This window comes from Pseudomonas sp. PDM22, assembly GCF_014851965.1.
In the GTDB taxonomy this organism is placed as follows: Bacteria; Pseudomonadota; Gammaproteobacteria; order Pseudomonadales; family Pseudomonadaceae; genus Pseudomonas.
Map to the genome: position 1 here is coordinate 521,243 of NZ_JACVAR010000004.1, position 19,255 is coordinate 540,497.

Below are 19,255 nucleotides of genomic sequence, written 5' to 3' on the forward strand. Positions count from 1 at the left end.
CTTAAACCTCTACGGGGGTGTCGGGATGGTTGCCCCATTCCGACCAGGAACCGGCATAGCCCTTGACCCGCGGATAGCCGAGGGCCTTGGCCACCAGGTAGGTGAAGCCGGAACGGTGGTGGGTCTGGCAGTGGGTGATCACTTCCTTGTCCTTGGTGATGCCCAGGTCCTCAAGGATCTGCGGCATATCGGTACGGATGCGCAGGGCGCGGGCCGGGTCCATGCCGGCGGTCCATTCGAAATTGACGGCGCCGGGGACGTGGCCGGCCTTGGCAGCGAGGACTTTCTGGCCGCTGTACTCGCTGGGATTGCGGGCGTCCCAGACGGCCAGGTCGGCGGCGCCCAGGCGGCTCTGCAGGTATTCGCGGGTGGCCGTGGGCTCGTCGTGCAGGGTCAGCGGCAATGGGCCGCCGGCGGCTGCCGGGACGTCCCCGGAAAGCGGCAGACCGTCGGCGAGCCAGGCGTGCAGGCCGCCGTCGACGTAGTGGTAGTGGTGGTGGCCGATCACGTCCAGCAGCCAGATGAAGCGGCCGGCCCAGCCGCCGCCTTCGTCGTCGTACACCACGTAGACGGCATCGGGGTTGTGGCCCAGTTCGCCGAACAGTGCTTCCAGGTCGGCCTTGGCCGGCAGCAGGCCCGGTGCCGGCCCGCCCAGCTGGGTGCGAGCCGGAGCCACGAAGCGGGCGCCGGGGATGTGGCCCTGGGCGTAGCGTGCGGCGCTGGTCAGGTCGACCAGGATCAGTTCGGGGGCGTCGAGGCGGCTGGCGAGGTCAGCCGGTTCGATCACCAGGGGCAGGGCGGAGAAGACGGACATGTCGGGGTCTCCCGGCGGGAACGGTGGGGGGAGGCAACGTGAGCAGGCGCCCTGGGCTACCCCGTGAGGGCGGTTAGTTTAAAGGGGACGCGGCGGGGCGCAAACCTTTCGCGGATCAGGTGCCCCGCGCCATCTGCTTCACCGCGTGCTCGATGCACTGCACGGTGCGGCCGAAGGCCTGGGCGTGCAGGTCCGCCAGCGGCTGGCCGTTGCGGTCGCAGACGACCAGCATGACCACTCGCGCGCCGTTGCCCAGCGAGCGCAGCAGCAGGTGTTCGCTGGGGATCAGCGCCTTCAGCGCGCCGGGAATCAGCGCCGAAAACTCGGCCATGTTGGTCGGGCTCAGGCGCAATTGACCGGGTTGTTGCAGGAGTTTGCGCAGTACCGGGCTGGCGGCGACTTCCAGCTTGAAGTCGCCGACCTCGCCGTCCAGGCCGAAGTCCCGGCGCGCTTGCAGCCAGCTGCCGCCCTTGTCGGCCAGCAGGATCATGCCGCGTTGCAGCCCGCAGGCCTGTAGCGCGTCGCTGGCGCAGTCGAGCAGTTGCACGGCGTTGCCGAACGGGCTGGGCGTCTGCATCAGGCGGGTGCAGTGCTGTCGCCATTGCGCCAGGGTGTCCGGCGCCTTGGCCGGCTCTTCGGCTTTCGGGCCGTTGAGCCAGCGGCGTGCCTCCCAGGGCCAGAGCAGCGCCTCGGCCGGATGCCAGAGCTGGGGCCGGGCGTGACGCCGGGCGCTCTGCGCGGCGAGGCCGTGGACGGTCTGCTGCAGCTCTTGCAGCGGCATCTGAAGATACAGGCTGGTCAGGCGCTGCCAGCGCAGCATGTGCACGCCGCCCCAGGACTGGTGCGCGGCCATGGCGATGCTGTTGGCGAGGAGAATGGTGTTGGCCGGTCGGGTCAACCAGCGCTGCAGCTCCGGGTCGGCGTCCAGGCGCTGCTGCTGGCCCAGTGCATCGTGTTCGGTGTGGGCGACGTGCAGGGCGCGCACCAGCAGGCGCTTGTCGTCGCTGAGCAGGGCGTAGCCCTGGCCGACCCAGTCCGGCAGTCGCCAGCTGTCGGCCAGTGCGCGACACAGTGGTAGCAGGCGGGTGCCGAGCAGCTCCTGTTCGACCTCGCTGCTGCAGCGGCCCAGGCCATAGACCTGGCGCTGCCAGTTCTCCATCAGCTCCGGGCGGGCGGTGGCCAGCGCCCACAGCGGCGCCAGGGTGAACAGGCTGCCCCAGTGGATTTCCTGCCAGAGCCGCGCCAGGCGGTTGGCGAACAGCCCGCTGGCCTGCTGCATGGCGTGGCGGCTGATCAGCAGCAGCTGGCTCAGCGCGCGCGGCATCTGCGCTTCGGGCACCGCGGGCAGGCTGTCGAGCAACTGGCTGGCGCGACTCAGGCCCAGGCGGTTGAGCGCGACCTCCAGGCTTTCCGCCGGATTGTCCCGGGCGCTCTGCGCGCGGTTGGCTTCGCGCAGGATGGCGAAAGCCAGTGTCGGCGCGTCCTGCAGCAGATCGGCGATGTCACGGATCGAGCGCCGGCTATCGTTCAACGCACGGCGAATATCATCGCGCTGCTCCAGCGGAACCGGCAAAGGCAGGTCTTCCAGCTGGGTGAGCCAGGCCTTGAGACGCTCTGGATGAAGCATTTGCTTGGGCATGCGTGAGGCGCCGAACTGGTTTTTAGTGTTTTCGGCCTATAGTCTTGCCCGAAATCTCCGATAACAACAGGGAGGCGGGAAACTTGCCTCCCTTTCTGTTCACCGTTTCAGTCCGGTCCCCATGGCAAAAATCATCGGCATCATCGTTCTCATGGCCAGCGTGCTCGGCGGCTACATGCTCTCCGGCGGCAAGATCGCGGCCATCATCCAGCCGTTCGAGGTGCTGATCATCGGCGGCGCCGCGCTGGGCGCGTTCCTCCAGGCCAACCCTGGCAGCACCTTCATGACCGTGCTGAAGAAGGCGCCGAAGATGTTCGGCAACCGCTTCACCCACACCTTCTACCTGGAAGTGCTGGGCATGCTCTACGAAGTGCTCAACAAGAGTCGTCGCGAAGGCATGATGGCCATCGAAGCCGACGTCGAGGACCCGGCCGCCAGCCCGATCTTCAGCAAGTACCCGGCGGTGCTCAAGGACGAACGCATGACCGCGTACGTCTGCGACTACCTGCGCATCATGTCCTCCGGCAACATGGCCCCCCACGAGCTGGAAGGCCTGTTCGACATGGAACTGGGCAGCCTCAAGGAAGACCTCGAACACCCGGCCCATGCGGTGACCCGTGTGGCCGACGCCCTGCCGGGCTTCGGTATCGTCGCGGCGGTACTGGGCATCGTGATCACCATGGCCCTGCTCGGCCAGGGCAGCCAGGCCGAGATCGGCCACCACGTCGCCGCGGCGCTGGTGGGTACCTTCCTCGGTATTCTCGCCGCCTACGGCTTCGTCGGCCCGCTGGCCAACGCCCTGGAGCACGATGCCAAGGAAGAGCTGAACCTCTACGAATCGATCAAGGCCTGCCTGGTGGCTTCCGCCTCCGGCATGCCGCCGTCGCTGGCCGTCGAATTCGGCCGCAAGGTGCTGCTGCCGGCGCATCGCCCGAGCTTCAGCGAGCTGGAGCAGGCCGTTCGCGGTCGCTGATAGGTCGTCTGACGCATGGATAACAACCAGCCGATCATCGTCAAGCGCATCAAGCGCTACGCCGCCGGCCATCATGGCGGTGGCTGGAAGATCGCCTTCGCCGACTTCGCCACCGCCATGATGGCGTTCTTCCTCGTACTCTGGCTGCTGTCTTCGGCCACGCCGGAGCAGAAGAAGGCCATCTCCGGCTATTTCCAGGACCCCATCGGTTTCACCGAGAGCGCCAGTCCCTACGTCATCGACCTGGGCGGCACGCCGACGCCGGCGCCGGACAAGACCCTGAACCCGCAGATCCAGGCCCAGCCGGATGCCGACGAGACGCGGATCAACCCGGACGAGAACGCCAAGATCACCGAGCAACAGGCCCAGGACGTCGCCGAGCAGGTCGAGAAGGAGCGCCTGGAGCTGCTGTTGCAGGAGCTGCAGAACAAGGTCGACGAGAACCCGACCCTCAAGCGCTTCAAGGACCAGATCCTCTTCGAAATCACCCAGGACGGCCTGCGCATCCAGATCGTCGACTCGGACAACCGGCCGATGTTCGACCTGGGCAGCGCGCGCCTGCAGCCGTACTTCGAGGACATCCTGCTGGCGCTGGCCGAGACCATCAAGCAGGTGCCGAACAAGATCAGCATCAGCGGCCACACCGACGCCAAGCCCTACGCGGGCAATGGCGATTTCGGCAACTGGGAGCTCTCGGCCAACCGCGCCAACGCCGCGCGCCGTGCGCTGGAAGCCGGCGGTTACCCGGAAGACCAGATCGCCCGCGTGGTCGGTTACGCCTCCTCGGCGCTGTTCGATCGCGACAAGCCGCTCAACCCGGTGAACCGCCGCATCGACATCATCGTCCTGACCAAGAAGGCCCAGCGCGCTATCGAAGGCCAGGATGGCGGGGCTGACAAGCCTGTCGATGGCGCCGCTCCGGCAGCTCCGGGCGCGGCGGCACCCAACGGTGCGCCGGCCAAGCCGGCGGCCGGGCCGGGCGATCCGCTGCCGCCTGACCAGCTCAAGCAGAAGCTCAATCTGTTCGACGACGGCGGCACGCTGAAGCTCGACGAGCTGAACAAGCAGCAGTGAGAAACCAGAAGGCCAGCTGAAAAGCTGGCCTTCTTCGTTGCACCCTGCTCGCATTTGTAGGAGCGGGCATGGCCCGCTCCTACAGGTCAGAAGGGCTAGTACTCGTCTTCCGGCAGGCTCGCGAGGATGTGCCGGTAGCTGGCCATCCGCTGCGGCGAGATGCGCCCGTCTTCCAGCGCCTTGAGCAGCGCGCAGCCCGGTTCGCGGTCGTGTTTGCAGTCGCGGAAGCGGCAGTGGCCGAGCAGGTCGTGGAACTCGATGAAGCCCGCTTCCACGTCATCGCGGCTGACATGGCCGAGGCCGAATTCGCGGATGCCGGGGGAGTCGATCAGGTCGCCGCCGGCGGGGAAGTGGAACAGCCGTGCGGTGGTAGTGGTGTGGGTGCCCTTGCCGGTGACTTCCGAGAGGTCGCCGACGCGGGTGTCGACGCCCGGCAGCAGTGCATTCACCAGCGACGACTTGCCCACGCCGGACTGCCCGACGAACACGCTGACGTGCTCGTTCAGCGCGGCGCGCAGGGCGTCCAGCGCCAGGCCATTGGCGGCCGAGACCTCCAGCAGCGGGTAGCCCAGCTCGCGGTAGGTGCCCAGCAGCGAGTCTAGGAAGGGGGCGTTCTCCTCGTCGATCAGGTCAGCCTTGTTCAGCAGCAGCAATGGCTTGATGCCCGCGTGCTCGGCAGCCACCAGGTAGCGGTCGATCAGGTTGGCGTGGGGCTCGGGGCGCGGCGCGAAGACGATGACGATGCGATCGACGTTGGCCGCCACCGGCTTGAGCACGCCGCGCATGTCCGGGCGGCGCAGCTCGGAGGTGCGCGGCAGCTGCGCGACGATCACGCCGATGCCCTGGTTGCCGGGGCGCCAGACCACCTGGTCGCCCGTCACCAGCGGCGGCAGGTTGGCGCGCAAGTGGCAGCGGAATACCTGGCCGGCGGCTTCGCCGTCCTGGGCCTCGACTTCCACCTGCACACCGAAGTGGGCGATCACCTGGCCGGTCTGTTCCGGGCCGAGGTCGCCGCCTTCCAGTTCTTCCAGGGCGCGCGACTCGCGCTTCGCCGCGCGCGCGGCGCGTTCTTCCTGGACTTTTTCGATCCGCCAGCTCTGCCGGCGGGTGAGGTGACGCTTGGCCATAGGGTATCCACAGGGAAAATCGCGGCGGAGTTTAGCATGCGGCGGCGTGCTTCCCGCTAAACTAGAGGGCTGAGCTGAGGAGCCCCATCATGCAGAACCCGCAGAACCTGATCTGGATCGACCTGGAAATGACCGGGCTGGACCCGGACAAGGACGTCATCATCGAGATGGCGACCATCGTCACCGACAGCGACCTGAACATCCTCGAGGAAGGCCCGGTGATCGCCGTGCACCAGAGCGAGGAGCTGCTCGCCGGCATGGATGAGTGGAACACCCGCCAGCACGGCCAGTCCGGCCTGACCCAGCGCGTACGTGAAAGCACCATCTCGGCTGCCGAAGCCGAGGCAATGACCATCGCCTTCCTGGAAAAGTGGGTGCCCAAGCGCAGCTCGCCGATCTGCGGCAACAGCATCTGCCAGGATCGCCGCTTCCTCTACCGCCACATGCCGAAGCTGGAAGGCTACTTCCACTACCGCAACCTGGACGTCTCCACCCTCAAGGAACTGGCTGCGCGCTGGGCGCCGGCGGTGCGTGACGGCTTCAAGAAAGGCAACACCCACCTTGCGCTGGACGACATCCGCGAGTCCATCGCCGAACTGCGCTACTACCGCGAGCACTTCATCAAGGTCTGATCCCGAGACTCTTCGTAGGACCGAGGGGGACGCCTAGTCATTGCTCGCGAACAAACTCCGTTGCGGGGCTGTTCGCGAGCAAACTCGCTCCTACAGATAACACCCAGTCTCAGGTGCTGTGTCGCCTCAGCGCCCACTCCACATGCTCGCGCACCAGTTCCGACGGGAACTCCCGCCGCGCGCGCAGCGCCTCGATCACAGGGATGGTCGATGGTGCATTGCCCAGCCCCACGGCCAGGTTGCGCAGCCAGCGCTCGTAACCGGCGCGCCGCAGTGGCGAGCCCTCGGTGCGGCTGAGGAATTCCTCTTCCGTCCACAGGAACAGCTCCGCCAGTGCGGCGTTGTCCAGGCTGTGGCGCGGCTGGAAGTCGCCCTGGTCGGTGGCGCGGGCGAAGCGGTTCCACGGGCAGACCATCTGGCAATCGTCGCAGCCGAACACGCGGTTGCCGATCAGCGGGCGCAGGTCTTCGGGAATCGGGCCCTTCAATTCGATGGTCAGGTAGGAAATGCAGCGCCGCGCATCCAGCACATAGGGCGCCACGAAGGCGGCGGTGGGGCAGATGTCCATGCAGGCCGAGCAGCGCCCGCAGTGCTCCGTGCCGTGGGGTTGGTCCACCGGCAGCGGCAGGTCGGTGAACAGCTCGCCGAGGAAGAAGTAGCTGCCGGCCTTGCGGTTGAGCACCAGGGTGTTCTTGCCGATCCAGCCCAGTCCCGATTGCTCGGCGATGGCCTTCTCCAGCACCGGCGCGCTGTCGACGAAGGCGCGGAAACCGAACGGCCCGACCCGTTGCTGGATGCGTTCGGCCAGTTGCTGCAGGCGCTTGCGGATCAGCTTGTGGTAGTCGCGGCCCAGGGCGTAGCGCGAGACATAAGCCTTCTGCGGATCACCCAGCACCTGCGCCATGCGCGTGTCGCCGGGCAGGTAATCCATGCGCAGCGACACCACCCGCAAGGTGCCAGGCACCAGTTCGTCCGGCCGCCAGCGCTTGCTGCCGTGGGCGCCCATGTAGTCCATCTCGCCGTGGTAGCCCGCCTCCAGCCAGCGTTGCAGGTGTTCGCCGTGGGCCTCGAGATCGAGCCCGCTGATGCCTACCTGCTGGAAGCCGAGTTCGCGCCCCCAGTCCTTGATGGAGAGGGCGAGGTCGGCATAGTCGAGTGTCGAATCGTGCATGGAAGGCGAGAAAGCGAAGTCCGGGTGCGTATAATTCTGCCAGACCTTGCCGGCGTCGGCCCGTCCGTACGCCAAGGCGACACATTCTGCCGCCCGGAACAGCGATGACTGCCCACGACGATCTGCCCCTGAATCTGTACAGCGCCCAGCAGGTGCGCGACCTCGACGCACTCCTGATCGCCGCCGGCACGCCCGGCTTCGAACTGATGCGCCGTGCCGCGCATGCCGCCTGGCGCGCCCTGCGTCGCCAATGGCCGGATGCCGGCGAGATCACCGTGCTGGCCGGTCACGGCAACAACGCCGGCGATGGCTACCTGATCGCCGCACTGGCGCTGCGCGCTGGCTGGCGCGTGCGCGTGCTGGCGGTCGGCGATGCCTCCCGCCTGTCCGGCGATGCCGCCTCGGCCCATGGCGAAGCGCGTTCGGTCGGCGTGGATATCGAAGCCTGGAGCGACCGCGCCGAGCTGCGCGGTGTGCTGGTGGACGCGCTGCTGGGCACCGGTCTCGGCGGCGAGGTGCGCGAGCCCTACGCCTCGGCCATCGCTGCGATCAACGTCAGCGGCCTGCCGGTGCTGGCCGTGGACATTCCTTCCGGTCTCAGCGCCGACACCGGGCAAGTGCTGGGTTGTGCGGTGAATGCCGACCTGACCGTGACGTTCATCGGCCTCAAGCTCGGCCTGTTCACCGGCAATGGCCCCGATCAATGCGGTGAGCTGGTGTTCGACGGGCTCGATGCCGATCCTGCGCTGATTTCTGCGGATGGCGTGGCGCGCCGTCTCGCCCCGGCATCGCTGGCTCGCCTGGCCGCGCGCCCGAAAGCCGCGCACAAGGGGCTGTTCGGCCATGCCCTGGTGATCGGTGGCGATACCGGCATGGGCGGCGCCGTGCTGCTGGCCGCCGAGAGCGCGCTGCGCTGTGGCGCCGGGCTGGTGTCCCTGGCGACCCGTGTCGCCCACGTACCTGCTGTACTGGCTCGCCGGCCTGAACTGATGGCGCGCGGCGTCTCCTCTTCCGCCGAGCTGCTGCGCCTAGCCGAGCGCGCCGACGTGCTGGTCGTCGGCCCCGGTGTCGGCCGCGAAGCCTGGGGGCGTGTGCTGGTCAGCGCCGCCGCGAGCCTGGAGCGCCAGCAGGTGTGGGATGCCGATGCGCTCAATCTGCTGGCTGAAGGCCTGGTCGCACGGCCGTCCGGCGACTGGGTGATCACGCCCCATCCGGCCGAGGCGGCGCGTCTGCTGGGTATTTCCACTGCCGCGGTCCAGGCCGATCGGCCGAAAGCCGCGCATGCTCTGGCACAGCATTATCAGGCGGTGGTCGTGCTCAAGGGCGTCGGCAGTCTGATCGCTTCCCCGGATGGTCGGCTGGCGCTGTGCAGCCATGGGCACCCGGCGATGGCGGGGGCGGGGCTGGGCGACGTGCTCTCTGGCATCCTTGGTGCTTTGCTGGCGCAGGGGCTGTCCGGTTTCGATGCCGCGTGCCTGGCCGTCTGGCTGCATGCCCTTGCTGGCGAGTCGCTGGGCTCCCAAGGCCGCGGCCTGGCTGCCGCTGATCTGATTCCTGCCGTTCGTCAGTTGCTCGAGGAGCTGTCCCCATGCCTGAACTGAATCTGTTCGCCGACGGCGAAGAGGCCATGGTCGATCTCGGTCGCCGGATTGCCGAAGCGACCGGCGGGCACGGGGTGATCTACCTGCATGGCGACCTGGGGGCGGGCAAGACCACACTGTCGCGCGGCATCCTGCGGGGATTGGGCCATGGCGGATCGGTAAAAAGTCCGACATTTACCCTGGTCGAACCCTACGAAATCGGCGACTTGCGCGCCTTCCACTTCGACCTCTACCGCCTTGCCGACCCGGAGGAACTGGAGTTCCTGGGCATCCGTGACTACTTCGAAGGCGATGCGTTGTGCCTGATCGAATGGGCAGAGCGTGGCAAAGGCATTTTGCCAAAGGCCGACATGGACATTACCATTGTTCCGCATGCGGGCGGACGCATGCTGCGCCTCGACCCGCACGGAACACGGGGCGAAGCCTGGTGTGCCGCCCTGGCCACGGGAGCATAGAAAAAAGATGGGTTGGGGGTTGCGCCTTCGGGCGTTGTTTATCGGGGTGTCCGTTCTGCTGGCATTCTTTGCCGGCGAGGTTTCTGCCGCCACGCAAATCAAGAGCGTGCGCATCTGGCGCGCGCCGGACAACACACGCCTGGTGTTCGATCTGTCCGGCCCCGTGCAGCACAGCCTGTTCACCCTGAGTGCGCCCAACCGCATCGTCGTCGACATCAACGGCGCGCAGATGTCCGCCGCCCTCGACAAGCTCAAGCTGAACAACACGCCGATCACCGCGATGCGCTCTGCCCAGCGCTCGCCCACCGACCTGCGTCTGGTGCTGGACCTGAAAAATGCGGTCACGCCCAAGAGCTTCGTGCTGCCGCCGAACCAGCAATACGGCAATCGCCTGGTCGTCGACCTGTATGACCAGGGCGCCGATATCGCCCCGGACGTCCCTGCGACCCCGACGCCCAGTGTGCCCGCCACGCCGGTCAGCCCCGCGCAGTCGGTGGCGAAGATCCCCGCGCCCAGCAGCGGCGGCAAGCGCGACGTGGTGATTGCCATCGACGCCGGCCACGGCGGCGAAGACCCCGGCGCTCTCGGCCCGAACGGGCTGCACGAGAAGAACATCACCCTGTCGATCGCCCGCGAACTGCAGCGGCAGATCAACCAGATGAAAGGCTTCCGCGCCGAACTGACGCGGACCGGCGACTACTTCATCCCGCTGCGCAATCGCACCGTGATCGCCCGCAAGAAGGGCGCGGACCTGTTCGTCTCCATCCACGCCGATGCCGCGCCCAGCCGCAGCGCCTTTGGCGCCTCGGTGTTCGCCCTGTCCGATCGTGGCGCCACCTCCGAGACCGCGCGCTGGCTGGCCGACACGGAGAACCGCTCCGACCTCATCGGCGGCGACGGCGGCGTGAACCTCGACGACAAGGACAAGATGCTCGCCGGTGTGCTGCTCGACCTGTCGATGACCGCCACCATGTCCTCCAGCCTGGATGTCGGCCACAAGGTGCTGACCAGCGTTGGCCGTGTCACCCCGCTGCACAAGCGCCGCGTGGAACAGGCCGGCTTCATGGTGCTGAAATCCCCGGACATCCCGTCGATCCTGGTGGAAACCGGCTTCATCTCCAACCCGAACGAATCCGCCAAGCTGGCCAGCGGCTCGCACCAGCAGGCGCTGGCGCGCTCCATCGCCGCTGGCGTGCGCCAGTACTTCGTGCAGACCCCGCCACCGGGCACTTACATCGCCTCGCTGCGGGATGGCGGCCAACTGGCTTCCGGCCCGCGTGAATACGTGGTGCGTAGTGGCGACAGCCTGGCGATGGTTGCCAGCCGCTTTGACGTCAGCACCGCCTCGATCCGCAGCGCCAACTCGCTCAAGAGCGACGAGCTGAAGATTGGCCAGGTGCTGAAGATTCCGGGCACCTCCCTGGCGTCGCAGCAATGAGTGACGTGCGCCGAATCCAGCTGCTCACCCCGCGGCTGGCGAACCAGATTGCTGCTGGCGAAGTGGTCGAGCGCCCCGCGTCGGTCATCAAGGAGCTGCTGGAAAACTGCCTGGATGCCGGTGCCAAGCGCATCGACGTCGAGGTCGAGCAGGGCGGCGTCAAGCTGCTGCGCGTGCGCGACGATGGTAGTGGCATCCCGGCAGACGACCTGCCGCTGGCCCTGGCGCGCCATGCCACCAGCAAGATCCGCGAACTGGAAGACCTCGAGCGGGTGATGAGCCTGGGTTTCCGGGGCGAAGCGCTGGCCTCGATCAGCTCTGTATCGCGCCTGACCCTGACCTCCCGTACCGCCGACGCCGAACAGGCCTGGCAGGTGGAGGTCGAGGGCCGCGACATGGAATCCACCGTGAAGCCGGCGGCTCACCCGGTGGGCACCAGCATCGAAGTGCGCGACCTGTTCTTCAATACACCGGCGCGACGCAAGTTCCTCCGTGCCGAGAAGACCGAATTCGATCACTTGCAGGAAGTCATCAAGCGTCTGGCGCTCGCGCGCTTCGACGTGGCTTTCCATCTGCGCCACAACGGCAAGACCATCCTTTCTCTGCACGAGGCGAAGGACGAAGCGTCCCGCGCCCGCCGCGTGGGTGCCGTCTGCAGCACCGGGTTCCTCGAGCAGGCACTGCCCATCGAGGTGGAGCGCAACGGCCTGCACCTGTGGGGCTGGGTCGGCCTGCCGACCTTCTCCCGCAGCCAGCCGGACCTGCAGTACTTCTACGTGAACGGCCGCATGGTGCGCGACAAGCTGGTCGCCCACGCCGTGCGCCAGGCTTATCGCGACGTGCTGTACAACGGCCGGCATCCGACCTTCGTGCTGTTCTTCGAGGTCGACCCGTCGGTGGTAGACGTCAACGTCCACCCGACCAAGCACGAAGTGCGTTTCCGCGACAGCCGCATGGTCCACGACTTCCTCTACGGCACCCTGCACCGGGCGCTGGCGGAAGTGCGTCCGGACGACCAACTGGCACCACCGGGAGCGACCACCCTGACCGTGCCGCGCCCGACCGGCGCGGAAGCCGGCGAATTCGGCCCGCAGGGTGAGATGCGCCTGTCCGAGACCGTTCTGGAGGCCCCGGCCGCCGCGCGTGCTTGGCAGCCGAGCCCGGCTTCCGGCGGTTCCAGTGGCGGTGGCGGTGGCTACAGTTACCAGCCGAATCGCCCGGAAATGCCACCGATTCAGGAGGCGCAAGGCGCCTACAAGGCCTATTTCGCCCCGCTGCCCGACCAGGTGCCACAGGCTCTGCCGGAAAGCAGTCAGGACGTACCGCCGCTGGGTTATGCACTGGCGCAGCTCAAGGGCATCTACATCCTCTCGGAGAATGCCCACGGCCTGGTTCTGGTGGATATGCACGCCGCCCACGAGCGGATCATGTACGAGCGCCTGAAGACCGCCATGGCCAGCGAAGGCTTGCGTGGCCAGCCGCTGCTGGTGCCCGAATCCATCGCGGTCAGCGAGCGCGAGGCGGACTGCGCGGAGGAACACGGGGCCTGGTTCTCCCGGCTCGGCTTCGAACTGCAGCGCCTCGGCCCGGAAACCCTGGCGATCCGTCAGATTCCGGCGCTGCTCAAGCAGGCCGAGGCCACCCAGCTGGTGCGCGACGTGCTTGCCGACCTGCTGGAATACGGCACCAGCGACCGCATCCAGGCGCACCTCAACGAGCTGCTCGGCACCATGGCCTGCCACGGCGCCGTGCGCGCCAACCGCCGGCTGACCCTGCCGGAGATGAACGGCCTGCTGCGCGACATGGAAGTGACCGAGCGCAGCGGCCAGTGCAACCACGGCCGACCGACCTGGACCCAGCTGGGGCTCGACGAACTGGACAAGCTGTTCCTGCGGGGTCGTTGATTTTCGTAAGCTTGCGTTCAGGAAAGTGCAGTAAACTGCACGCCAATCGATTCAGCAGCTCGCAATAACCCGCAGTGCGCCTATCCAGTAGTGCGTAAGAACGAGTCCCCGATGTCCCTGCCTCCCGCGATATTCCTCATGGGCCCCACCGCCGCCGGCAAGACCGACCTGGCGCTGGAGCTGGCGCGCCTGCTGCCGGTGGAGCTGGTCAGCGTGGATTCGGCGCTGATCTATCGCGGTATGGATATCGGCACCGCCAAGCCGCCGCGCGAGGTGCTGGAGGAATTCCCGCACCGCCTGATCGATATCCGTGACCCCAGCGAAGCTTATTCGGCGGCGGAATTCCGTGCCGATGCGCTGGCGGCCATGGCCGAGATCACCGCGGCCGGGAAGATCCCGCTGCTGGTCGGCGGCACCATGTTGTATTTCAAGGCGTTGCTGGAAGGCCTGGCCGATATGCCCGGCGCCGACGCTGCGGTGCGTGCCGAACTTGAAACCTGGGCCGCCGCCGAAGGCTGGGGCGCCCTGCATGAAGAGCTGGCGCGCATTGACCCGGAGTCGGCCGCGCGCATCCATCCCAATGATCCTCAGCGACTTGTCCGGGCCCTCGAGGTATACCGCGTGAGCGGTATGTCCATGACTGCACACCGCCTTCGCCAGGCGAGTGAAAATGCGGGTCTCGGCGCGCAAGGCGGTGGACAATTACCGTATACTGTGGCTCATCTGGCGATCGCGCCTCTGCAGCGCCAGGTGTTGCACGAGCGTATCGCGCAACGTTTTGACCAGATGCTGGAACAGGGCTTCATCGCCGAGGTCGAACGCCTTCGCGCAAGGAATGACTTGCACGTGGGGCTGCCGTCCATAAGAGCGGTGGGTTACCGACAGGTATGGGATTACCTCGAGGGCAAACTGTCCTACGCTGAGATGGTGGAGCGCGGCGTCATTGCCACGCGGCAGCTGGCCAAGCGCCAGTTCACCTGGCTCCGCAGCTGGAGCGATCTACACTGGTTGGACAGTCAGGCAAGCGACAATTTGCCGCGTGCCTTGAAATACTTTGAGGCGGTCTCCATATAGGTTCGAGACCTTAATTCCGGCCGTCTATCCTTGGGGTTCAGGACGGCGTTAAGCCAAATTCGACTACTACTAAATCAGTTTTTTACCCTTACAAGGAGTGCGGCATATGTCAAAAGGGCATTCGCTACAAGACCCTTACCTCAATACCCTGCGCAAAGAACGCGTTCCGGTTTCCATCTACCTCGTCAACGGCATCAAGCTGCAGGGTCAGATCGAATCCTTCGACCAGTTCGTCATCCTGCTGAAGAACACTGTCAGCCAGATGGTCTACAAGCACGCTATTTCCACCGTGGTTCCCAGCCGCCCCGTGCGCCTGCCCACCGGTGATCAACCGGCCGAGCCGGGCAACGTTTGACGGGAGTCCGCCTTGTTCTTTGAGCGCCCGGGTGGTGGGGAACGGGCCATTCTGGTCCATCTGGAAGGTCAGGACCCCGAGGCGCGCGAAGACCCGCAGGAATTCCAGGAGCTGGCCCGTTCGGCAGGCGCGGAAGCGGTCGCTTTCGTCAGCATTTCGCGCCATCAGCCCTCAGCCAAGTACCTGATCGGCAGCGGCAAGGTCGAAGAGTTGCACGACCTCGTCCACGCCGAGAAGGTCGAGCTGATCATCTTCAATCACACCCTCACGCCGAGCCAGGAGCGCAACCTCGAGCGAGCGCTCGAATGCCGCGTGCTCGATCGTACGGGTCTGATCCTCGATATCTTCGCCCAGCGCGCCCGGACTCACGAGGGCAAGCTGCAGGTGGAACTCGCCCAGCTGGAACACATGAGCACGCGTCTGGTACGCGGCTGGACTCACCTTGAGCGCCAGAAGGGCGGTATCGGCCTGCGTGGCCCGGGTGAAACCCAGCTGGAAACCGACCGCCGCCTGCTGCGTGGGCGCATCCGTCAGATCAAGTCACGCCTGGAGAAGGTCCGCAGCCAGCGCGAGCAGGCTCGTCGCGGCCGTCGCCGTGCGGAGATTCCGGCGGTATCCCTGGTGGGCTACACCAACGCCGGCAAGTCCACGCTGTTCAATGCGCTGACCACTTCCGAGGTCTATGCGGCCGACCAGTTGTTCGCCACCCTCGACCCGACCCTGCGCCGTCTGGAGCTGGACGACGTCGGGCCGATCGTGCTGGCCGACACCGTAGGTTTCATTCGCCACCTGCCGCACAAGCTGGTGGAGGCGTTTCGGGCTACCTTGGAAGAATCCAGCAACTCCGATCTGCTGCTGCATGTGATCGACTCCCACGAGCCGGATCGCGATGCGCAGATCGAACAGGTGCTGGCGGTGTTGAAGGAAATCGGCGCGAACGAGTTGCCGATGCTCGAGGTGTACAACAAGATCGACCTGCTGCCGGACTTGCAGCCGATGATCCAGCGCGACGAGCTGGGCAAGCCGGTCCGCGTCTGGCTGTCGGCGCGGGAATCGCGCGGGCTGGAGTTGCTGGAACAGGCGATCTCCGAGCTGCTGGGGGAGGACATGTTCGTTGGAACGCTCTGCCTGCCACAGCGCCTGGGACGACTCCGGGCTCAGTTCTTCGAGCTGGGTGCGGTACAGTCGGAGAATCACGACGAACAAGGACGCGCCGTTTTGCAGGTCCGCCTGCCGCGTGTCGAGTTGAACCGCATGGTGAGCCGCGAAGGCTGGCAGCCGGCGGAGTTCATTGCGCAACACACTTTGCAATAAAGCCCGGCACACTGTTTTTGGCAGCGTAAGGGGCATTCGGTAGCATAGGTGGGCGCGCCGTAGGCGCGTTTTCGCGTTATCAGATGGAGAGCGCTATGGCTTGGAATGAGCCGGGTGACAACTCGAACAAGAACGACCAGGACCCCTGGGGTGGACGCCGTGGTGGTGGTCGCCAGGGCCCGCCTGATCTGGATGAGGCCTTCCGCAAGCTGCAAGACAGCCTGAACGGAATTTTCGGCAAACCCAAGCGCGGCAGTGGTTCGGGCGGTGGCGGCAGTGGTCGGGGCGGCAGCCTCGGTCTGTTCGGTATCGGCCTGGCAATCCTCGCCGTGCTGTGGCTGTACAACGCCATCTACGTGGTGGATGAGCAGGAGCAGGCAGTGATCCTGCGCTTCGGCCAGTACCACGAGACTGTGGGCCCCGGTCTGAATATCTACTTCCCGCCGATCGACAAGAAGTTCCAGGAGAACGTCACCCGCGAGCGTGCTTACAGCAAGCAGGGTCAGATGCTCACCGAGGACGAGAACATCGTCGAGGTTCCGCTGACTGTGCAGTACAAGGTCAGCAACCTGAAGGACTTCGTGCTCAACGTCGACCAGCCGGAAGTGAGCCTGCAGCACGCCACCGAAAGCGCCCTGCGCCACGTGGCCGGCTCCACCACCATGGACAAGATCCTCACCGAGGGCCGTGAACAGATGGCCACCGAGGTGCGTGATCGCCTGCAGCGTTTCCTCGATACCTACAAGACCGGTATCACGGTGACCCAGGTGAACATTCAGAGCGCCGCCGCGCCGCGTGAAGTACAGGAAGCGTTCGACGACGTGATCCGTGCTCGCGAGGACGAGCAGCGCGAGAAGAACCAGGCCGAAGCCTACGCCAACGGCGTGGTGCCCGAAGCCCGTGGTCAGGCCCAGCGCATCATCGAGGAAGCCAACGGCTACCGCGATGAAGTGGTCTCCCGCGCCCAGGGTGAGGCGGATCGCTTCACCAAGCTGGCCAGCGAGTACCACAAGTCGCCGGACGTCACCCGTCAGCGCCTGTACCTGGACACCATGCAGGACGTCCTGAGTCAGACCAGCAAGGTGCTGGTGACCGGCCAGCAGGGTCAGAACAACCTGATCTACCTGCCGCTGGACAAGATGATGGATGGCCGTGGTTCGGCAGCTCCGAGCTCCACGCCGAGCACGAGCAGCAGCACGCCGGATATCGGTTCGCGGGTCGCCAACGATCTGCAGCAGCGTGACACGCGTACCCGGGAGAGCCGCTGATGAGTAACAAGTCCCTGATCGCCCTCATCGCGGGTGTGGTGGTTGCTGTTGCCGTCTGGAGCAGCGTCTACGTGGTGCAGCAGACCGAACGCGCCGTCATGCTGCGCTTCGGTCGCGTGGTCGAGCCGGACGTGAAGCCCGGCCTGCACTTCAAGATTCCGTACGTCAACACGGTGCGCAAGTTCGATGGCCGCCTGCTGACCCTGGATTCGCCGACCCAGCGCTTCCTGACGTTGGAGAAGAAAGCGGTAATGGTCGACGCCTACGCCAAGTGGCGCGTCTCCGATGCCGAGCGCTTCTACACCGCGACTTCCGGCATGAAGCAGATCGCCGACGAACGTCTGTCCCGCCGTCTGGAAGCCGGTCTGCGCGACCAGTTCGGCAAGCGCACCCTGCACGAAGTGGTGTCGGGTGAGCGTGATGCGCTGATGGGCGATATCACCGCTTCGCTGAACCGCATGGCGCAGAAGGAGCTGGGTATCGAGGTGGTCGACGTTCGCGTCAAGGCCATCGACCTGCCCAAGGAAGTGAACCGCAGCGTGTTCGAGCGCATGAGCACCGAGCGTGAGCGCGAAGCCCGCGAGCACCGCGCCAAGGGTCGTGAGCTGGCCGAAGGTATCCGTGCGGATGCCGATCGTCAGCGTCGCGTACTGCTGGCCGAGGCTTATCGTGAGTCGGAAGAGACTCGCGGTGATGGCGATGCGAAGGCGGCGGCGATCTACGCCAAGGCCTACACCGCCGATCCGGAGTTCTACGCCTTCACTCGCAGCCTCAAGGCCTACCGCGAGAGCTTTGCCGACAAGAAGGACGTACTGGTGCTCGATCCGAGCAACGAGTTCTTCCGCTACCTCGAAAAAGCTAAACCCTGAGTCAAAGTCTCCGGCGGGCGGCAGCGCCCGCCGGAGAAATCGTGTTATCATGGGTCAGCCGGGAAATCCCGGCTTTTTTGCGTCCGCGAGAATGATGTACGAGAGCCATGTGGCAGGAATTCGGCAAGGCGTTCTGTCTGTTGCTGGTGCTGGAAGGCATCCTTCCATTCCTGTATCCGCGTGGTTGGCGCGACGCCGTGAGCGGGCTCGGGCGCCTTGGCGACCGCAGTCTGAGACTCATCGGGCTGGGCAGCATGCTGCTCGGTACCGTCCTTCTTTACTGCATTCATTGAAGTGCCGCCCGGCCTAAAAAAGGAGAGAGGCGACATGGCAACGGTAGACCGCTGGCTGCTGCCAGATGGAATCGAAGAAGTGCTGCCACCGGAGGCGGCCCGCGTTGAAGCAGCCCGCCGTCAGGTGCTGGACCTGTTCCAGCGCTGGGGTTACGAGTTCGTCGTCACTCCGCATATCGAATACCTGGAATCCCTGCTGACCGGTGCCGGCCAGGATCTGGACCTGCGTACCTTCAAGGTCACCGATCCGGCTTCCGGCCGCCTGATGGGCTTCCGTGCGGACATCACGCCGCAAGTGGCGCGCATGGACGCCCATAGTCTGCGTCGCGAGGGCCCGAACCGGCTGTGCTACGCCGGCAGCGTGCTGCATGCCCGTCCGCGTGCGCTGGCCACTTCGCGCAGCCCGATCCAGCTGGGCGCCGAGCTTTACGGCAACACCGGCTCGGCCGGTGACGTCGAAGTGATCAGTCTGCTGCTCGACATGCTCGAGATGGCCCAGGTGCCGGACGTGCACATGGATCTCGGTCATGTCGGCATCTACCGCGGCCTGGCCCAGGCTGCCGGGCTGTCTGGCGAAGTCGAGCAGCTGCTGTTCGACGCCCTGCAGCGCAAGGCCGTGGACGAAGTCGCGGCGCTGACCGAAGGCCTGCCGAGCGAGCTCGCCGGCATGCTCCGTGCGCTCGCCGAGCTGTGCGGCAATCGTGAGGTGCTGGAGCAGGCGCGCGAAGTGCTCGCTGGTGCTCCGGCCAACGTCCAGGCAGCGCTGGCTGATCTCACCGCCATCGCCGACTCGCTGGCGGCGCGCTTCCCGCAACTGCCGTTGTACTTCGACCTCGGCGAGCTGCGTGGCTATCACTATCACACGGGCGTGGTGTTTGCCGCGTTCGTGCCTGGGGTTGGCGAGTCCATCGCCCAGGGCGGCCGTTACGACGACATTGGCGCCGATTTCGGCCGTGCGCGTCCGGCCACCGGTTTCTCTACCGACCTCAAGACCCTGGTCACTCTCGGCCGCGCCCAGCTCGACGAGCCGCGCACCGGAGTCTGGGCGCCGGCCGATGGGGCTGGCTTGTGGCAGGCGGTGCAGCAGTTGCGCCGTCAGGGCGTGCGCGTCGTACAGGCGCTGCCCGGGCAGGATGCGGCTTCGGCTTCCGAAGCGGGCTGCGACCAGCAATTGCTGGCTCGCGATGGCAATTGGCAGGTGGTTGCGCTCTGAGGCGCGCCACTTCGAGTTTCTGCCGGCCGCGGCCGGCACCG

The 19,255-nt window shown here is 66.1% G+C and carries 18 protein-coding genes; 14 read left to right on the plus strand and 4 right to left on the minus strand.

Annotated elements, in window-relative coordinates:
* Window position 1: 1 nt before the first annotated feature.
* Window positions 2-814 carry a thiosulfate sulfurtransferase gene (rhdA, locus tag IB255_RS17290; RefSeq protein WP_081515521.1) on the minus strand — a complete coding sequence of 271 codons (813 nt, stop codon included), beginning with the start codon at window positions 812-814 and terminating at the stop codon, window positions 2-4.
* 115 nt (window positions 815-929) lie between these two features.
* On the minus strand, window positions 930-2,453 hold the full coding sequence (locus IB255_RS17295) for an HDOD domain-containing protein (protein WP_225594881.1): 1,524 nt from the start codon (window positions 2,451-2,453) through the stop codon (window positions 930-932).
* Between the two features lie 121 nt (window positions 2,454-2,574).
* Between IB255_RS17295 and motA the strand changes: the two genes are divergently transcribed.
* Together motA and motB are read left to right on the plus strand one after the other, a co-directional pair.
* Complete coding sequence (gene motA / locus IB255_RS17300) at window positions 2,575-3,426, plus strand: flagellar motor stator protein MotA (protein WP_081515523.1); 852 nt, start codon at window positions 2,575-2,577, stop codon at window positions 3,424-3,426.
* Window positions 3,427-3,441: 15 nt separating this feature from the next.
* Window positions 3,442-4,500, plus strand: a complete 1,059-nt coding sequence (gene motB, locus IB255_RS17305; protein WP_081515524.1) for a flagellar motor protein MotB — start codon at window positions 3,442-3,444, stop codon at window positions 4,498-4,500.
* A 95-nt stretch (window positions 4,501-4,595) separates the two neighbouring features.
* Here the strand turns inward: motB and rsgA are convergent, their stop codons facing one another.
* Complete coding sequence (gene rsgA, locus IB255_RS17310) at window positions 4,596-5,627, minus strand: small ribosomal subunit biogenesis GTPase RsgA (RefSeq protein ID WP_081515525.1); 1,032 nt, start codon at window positions 5,625-5,627, stop codon at window positions 4,596-4,598.
* A gap of 89 nt (window positions 5,628-5,716) precedes the next feature.
* Here rsgA and orn point away from each other — a divergent pair, with 89 nt between their 5' ends.
* A complete protein-coding gene (gene orn / locus IB255_RS17315; RefSeq protein WP_081515526.1) occupies window positions 5,717-6,259 on the plus strand; it encodes an oligoribonuclease in 543 nt (180 codons plus the stop codon).
* A gap of 109 nt (window positions 6,260-6,368) precedes the next feature.
* On the opposite strand, the gene queG is transcribed toward orn, so the two are convergent.
* Entirely contained in the window at window positions 6,369-7,430 is a 1,062-nt protein-coding gene (gene queG, locus IB255_RS17320) for a tRNA epoxyqueuosine(34) reductase QueG (protein ID WP_192210613.1), read from the minus strand.
* Window positions 7,431-7,534: 104 nt separating this feature from the next.
* Between queG and IB255_RS17325 the strand changes: the two genes are divergently transcribed.
* The 11 genes from IB255_RS17325 to IB255_RS17375 all read left to right on the plus strand — a co-directional run bounded on the left by IB255_RS17325 (window position 7,535) and on the right by IB255_RS17375 (window position 19,214).
* A complete protein-coding gene (locus IB255_RS17325; protein WP_081515527.1) occupies window positions 7,535-9,031 on the plus strand; it encodes an NAD(P)H-hydrate dehydratase in 1,497 nt (498 codons plus the stop codon).
* Complete coding sequence (gene tsaE / locus IB255_RS17330) at window positions 9,019-9,486, plus strand: tRNA (adenosine(37)-N6)-threonylcarbamoyltransferase complex ATPase subunit type 1 TsaE (RefSeq protein WP_081515528.1); 468 nt, start codon at window positions 9,019-9,021, stop codon at window positions 9,484-9,486. Before IB255_RS17325 ends, tsaE begins: the two co-directional genes overlap by 13 nt.
* A gap of 7 nt (window positions 9,487-9,493) precedes the next feature.
* The gene (gene amiB, locus IB255_RS17335) at window positions 9,494-10,924 is read left to right on the plus strand and encodes an N-acetylmuramoyl-L-alanine amidase AmiB (RefSeq protein ID WP_081515529.1); all 1,431 of its coding nucleotides are present in this window, start codon (window positions 9,494-9,496) and stop codon (window positions 10,922-10,924) included.
* The gene (gene mutL, locus IB255_RS17340; protein ID WP_081515530.1) at window positions 10,921-12,828 is read left to right on the plus strand and encodes a DNA mismatch repair endonuclease MutL; all 1,908 of its coding nucleotides are present in this window, start codon (window positions 10,921-10,923) and stop codon (window positions 12,826-12,828) included. Before amiB ends, mutL begins: the two co-directional genes overlap by 4 nt.
* Before the next feature lie 111 nt (window positions 12,829-12,939).
* A complete protein-coding gene (gene miaA / locus IB255_RS17345; protein WP_081515531.1) occupies window positions 12,940-13,902 on the plus strand; it encodes a tRNA (adenosine(37)-N6)-dimethylallyltransferase MiaA in 963 nt (320 codons plus the stop codon).
* Between the two features lie 106 nt (window positions 13,903-14,008).
* Window positions 14,009-14,257 (plus strand): RNA chaperone Hfq, encoded by a 249-nt coding sequence (gene hfq, locus IB255_RS17350; protein WP_017520393.1) that lies wholly within the window; start codon window positions 14,009-14,011, stop codon window positions 14,255-14,257.
* Between the two features lie 12 nt (window positions 14,258-14,269).
* A complete protein-coding gene (gene hflX / locus IB255_RS17355) occupies window positions 14,270-15,571 on the plus strand; it encodes a ribosome rescue GTPase HflX (protein ID WP_081515532.1) in 1,302 nt (433 codons plus the stop codon).
* A gap of 95 nt (window positions 15,572-15,666) precedes the next feature.
* Window positions 15,667-16,839 carry an FtsH protease activity modulator HflK gene (gene hflK / locus IB255_RS17360; protein ID WP_081515533.1) on the plus strand — a complete coding sequence of 391 codons (1,173 nt, stop codon included), beginning with the start codon at window positions 15,667-15,669 and terminating at the stop codon, window positions 16,837-16,839.
* Window positions 16,839-17,708: a protease modulator HflC gene (gene hflC, locus IB255_RS17365; protein ID WP_081515534.1), complete on the plus strand. Its 870-nt coding sequence runs from the start codon at window positions 16,839-16,841 to the stop codon at window positions 17,706-17,708. Before hflK ends, hflC begins: the two co-directional genes overlap by 1 nt.
* A 107-nt stretch (window positions 17,709-17,815) precedes the next feature.
* A complete protein-coding gene (locus IB255_RS17370; protein WP_037012084.1) occupies window positions 17,816-18,001 on the plus strand; it encodes a DUF2065 domain-containing protein in 186 nt (61 codons plus the stop codon).
* Window positions 18,002-18,035: 34 nt separating this feature from the next.
* On the plus strand, window positions 18,036-19,214 hold the full coding sequence (locus IB255_RS17375; protein WP_081515535.1) for an ATP phosphoribosyltransferase regulatory subunit: 1,179 nt from the start codon (window positions 18,036-18,038) through the stop codon (window positions 19,212-19,214).
* The last annotated feature ends 41 nt before the right edge of the window (window positions 19,215-19,255 follow it).

Bases quoted from the DNA above. Each gene is read 5' to 3' on its own strand.
- rhdA (WP_081515521.1), bottom strand. From the start codon at position 814: ATGTCCGTCTTCTCCGCCCTGCCCCTGGTGATCGAACCGGCTGACCTC.
- IB255_RS17295 (WP_225594881.1), bottom strand. From the start codon at position 2,453: ATGCCCAAGCAAATGCTTCATCCAGAGCGTCTCAAGGCCTGGCTCACC.
- motA (WP_081515523.1), top strand. From the start codon at position 2,575: ATGGCAAAAATCATCGGCATCATCGTTCTCATGGCCAGCGTGCTCGGC.
- motB (WP_081515524.1), top strand. From the start codon at position 3,442: ATGGATAACAACCAGCCGATCATCGTCAAGCGCATCAAGCGCTACGCC.
- rsgA (WP_081515525.1), bottom strand. From the start codon at position 5,627: ATGGCCAAGCGTCACCTCACCCGCCGGCAGAGCTGGCGGATCGAAAAA.
- orn (WP_081515526.1), top strand. From the start codon at position 5,717: ATGCAGAACCCGCAGAACCTGATCTGGATCGACCTGGAAATGACCGGG.
- queG (WP_192210613.1), bottom strand. From the start codon at position 7,430: ATGCACGATTCGACACTCGACTATGCCGACCTCGCCCTCTCCATCAAG.
- IB255_RS17325 (WP_081515527.1), top strand. From the start codon at position 7,535: ATGACTGCCCACGACGATCTGCCCCTGAATCTGTACAGCGCCCAGCAG.
- tsaE (WP_081515528.1), top strand. From the start codon at position 9,019: ATGCCTGAACTGAATCTGTTCGCCGACGGCGAAGAGGCCATGGTCGAT.
- amiB (WP_081515529.1), top strand. From the start codon at position 9,494: ATGGGTTGGGGGTTGCGCCTTCGGGCGTTGTTTATCGGGGTGTCCGTT.
- mutL (WP_081515530.1), top strand. From the start codon at position 10,921: ATGAGTGACGTGCGCCGAATCCAGCTGCTCACCCCGCGGCTGGCGAAC.
- miaA (WP_081515531.1), top strand. From the start codon at position 12,940: ATGTCCCTGCCTCCCGCGATATTCCTCATGGGCCCCACCGCCGCCGGC.
- hfq (WP_017520393.1), top strand. From the start codon at position 14,009: ATGTCAAAAGGGCATTCGCTACAAGACCCTTACCTCAATACCCTGCGC.
- hflK (WP_081515533.1), top strand. From the start codon at position 15,667: ATGGCTTGGAATGAGCCGGGTGACAACTCGAACAAGAACGACCAGGAC.
- hflC (WP_081515534.1), top strand. From the start codon at position 16,839: ATGAGTAACAAGTCCCTGATCGCCCTCATCGCGGGTGTGGTGGTTGCT.
- IB255_RS17370 (WP_037012084.1), top strand. From the start codon at position 17,816: ATGTGGCAGGAATTCGGCAAGGCGTTCTGTCTGTTGCTGGTGCTGGAA.
- IB255_RS17375 (WP_081515535.1), top strand. From the start codon at position 18,036: ATGGCAACGGTAGACCGCTGGCTGCTGCCAGATGGAATCGAAGAAGTG.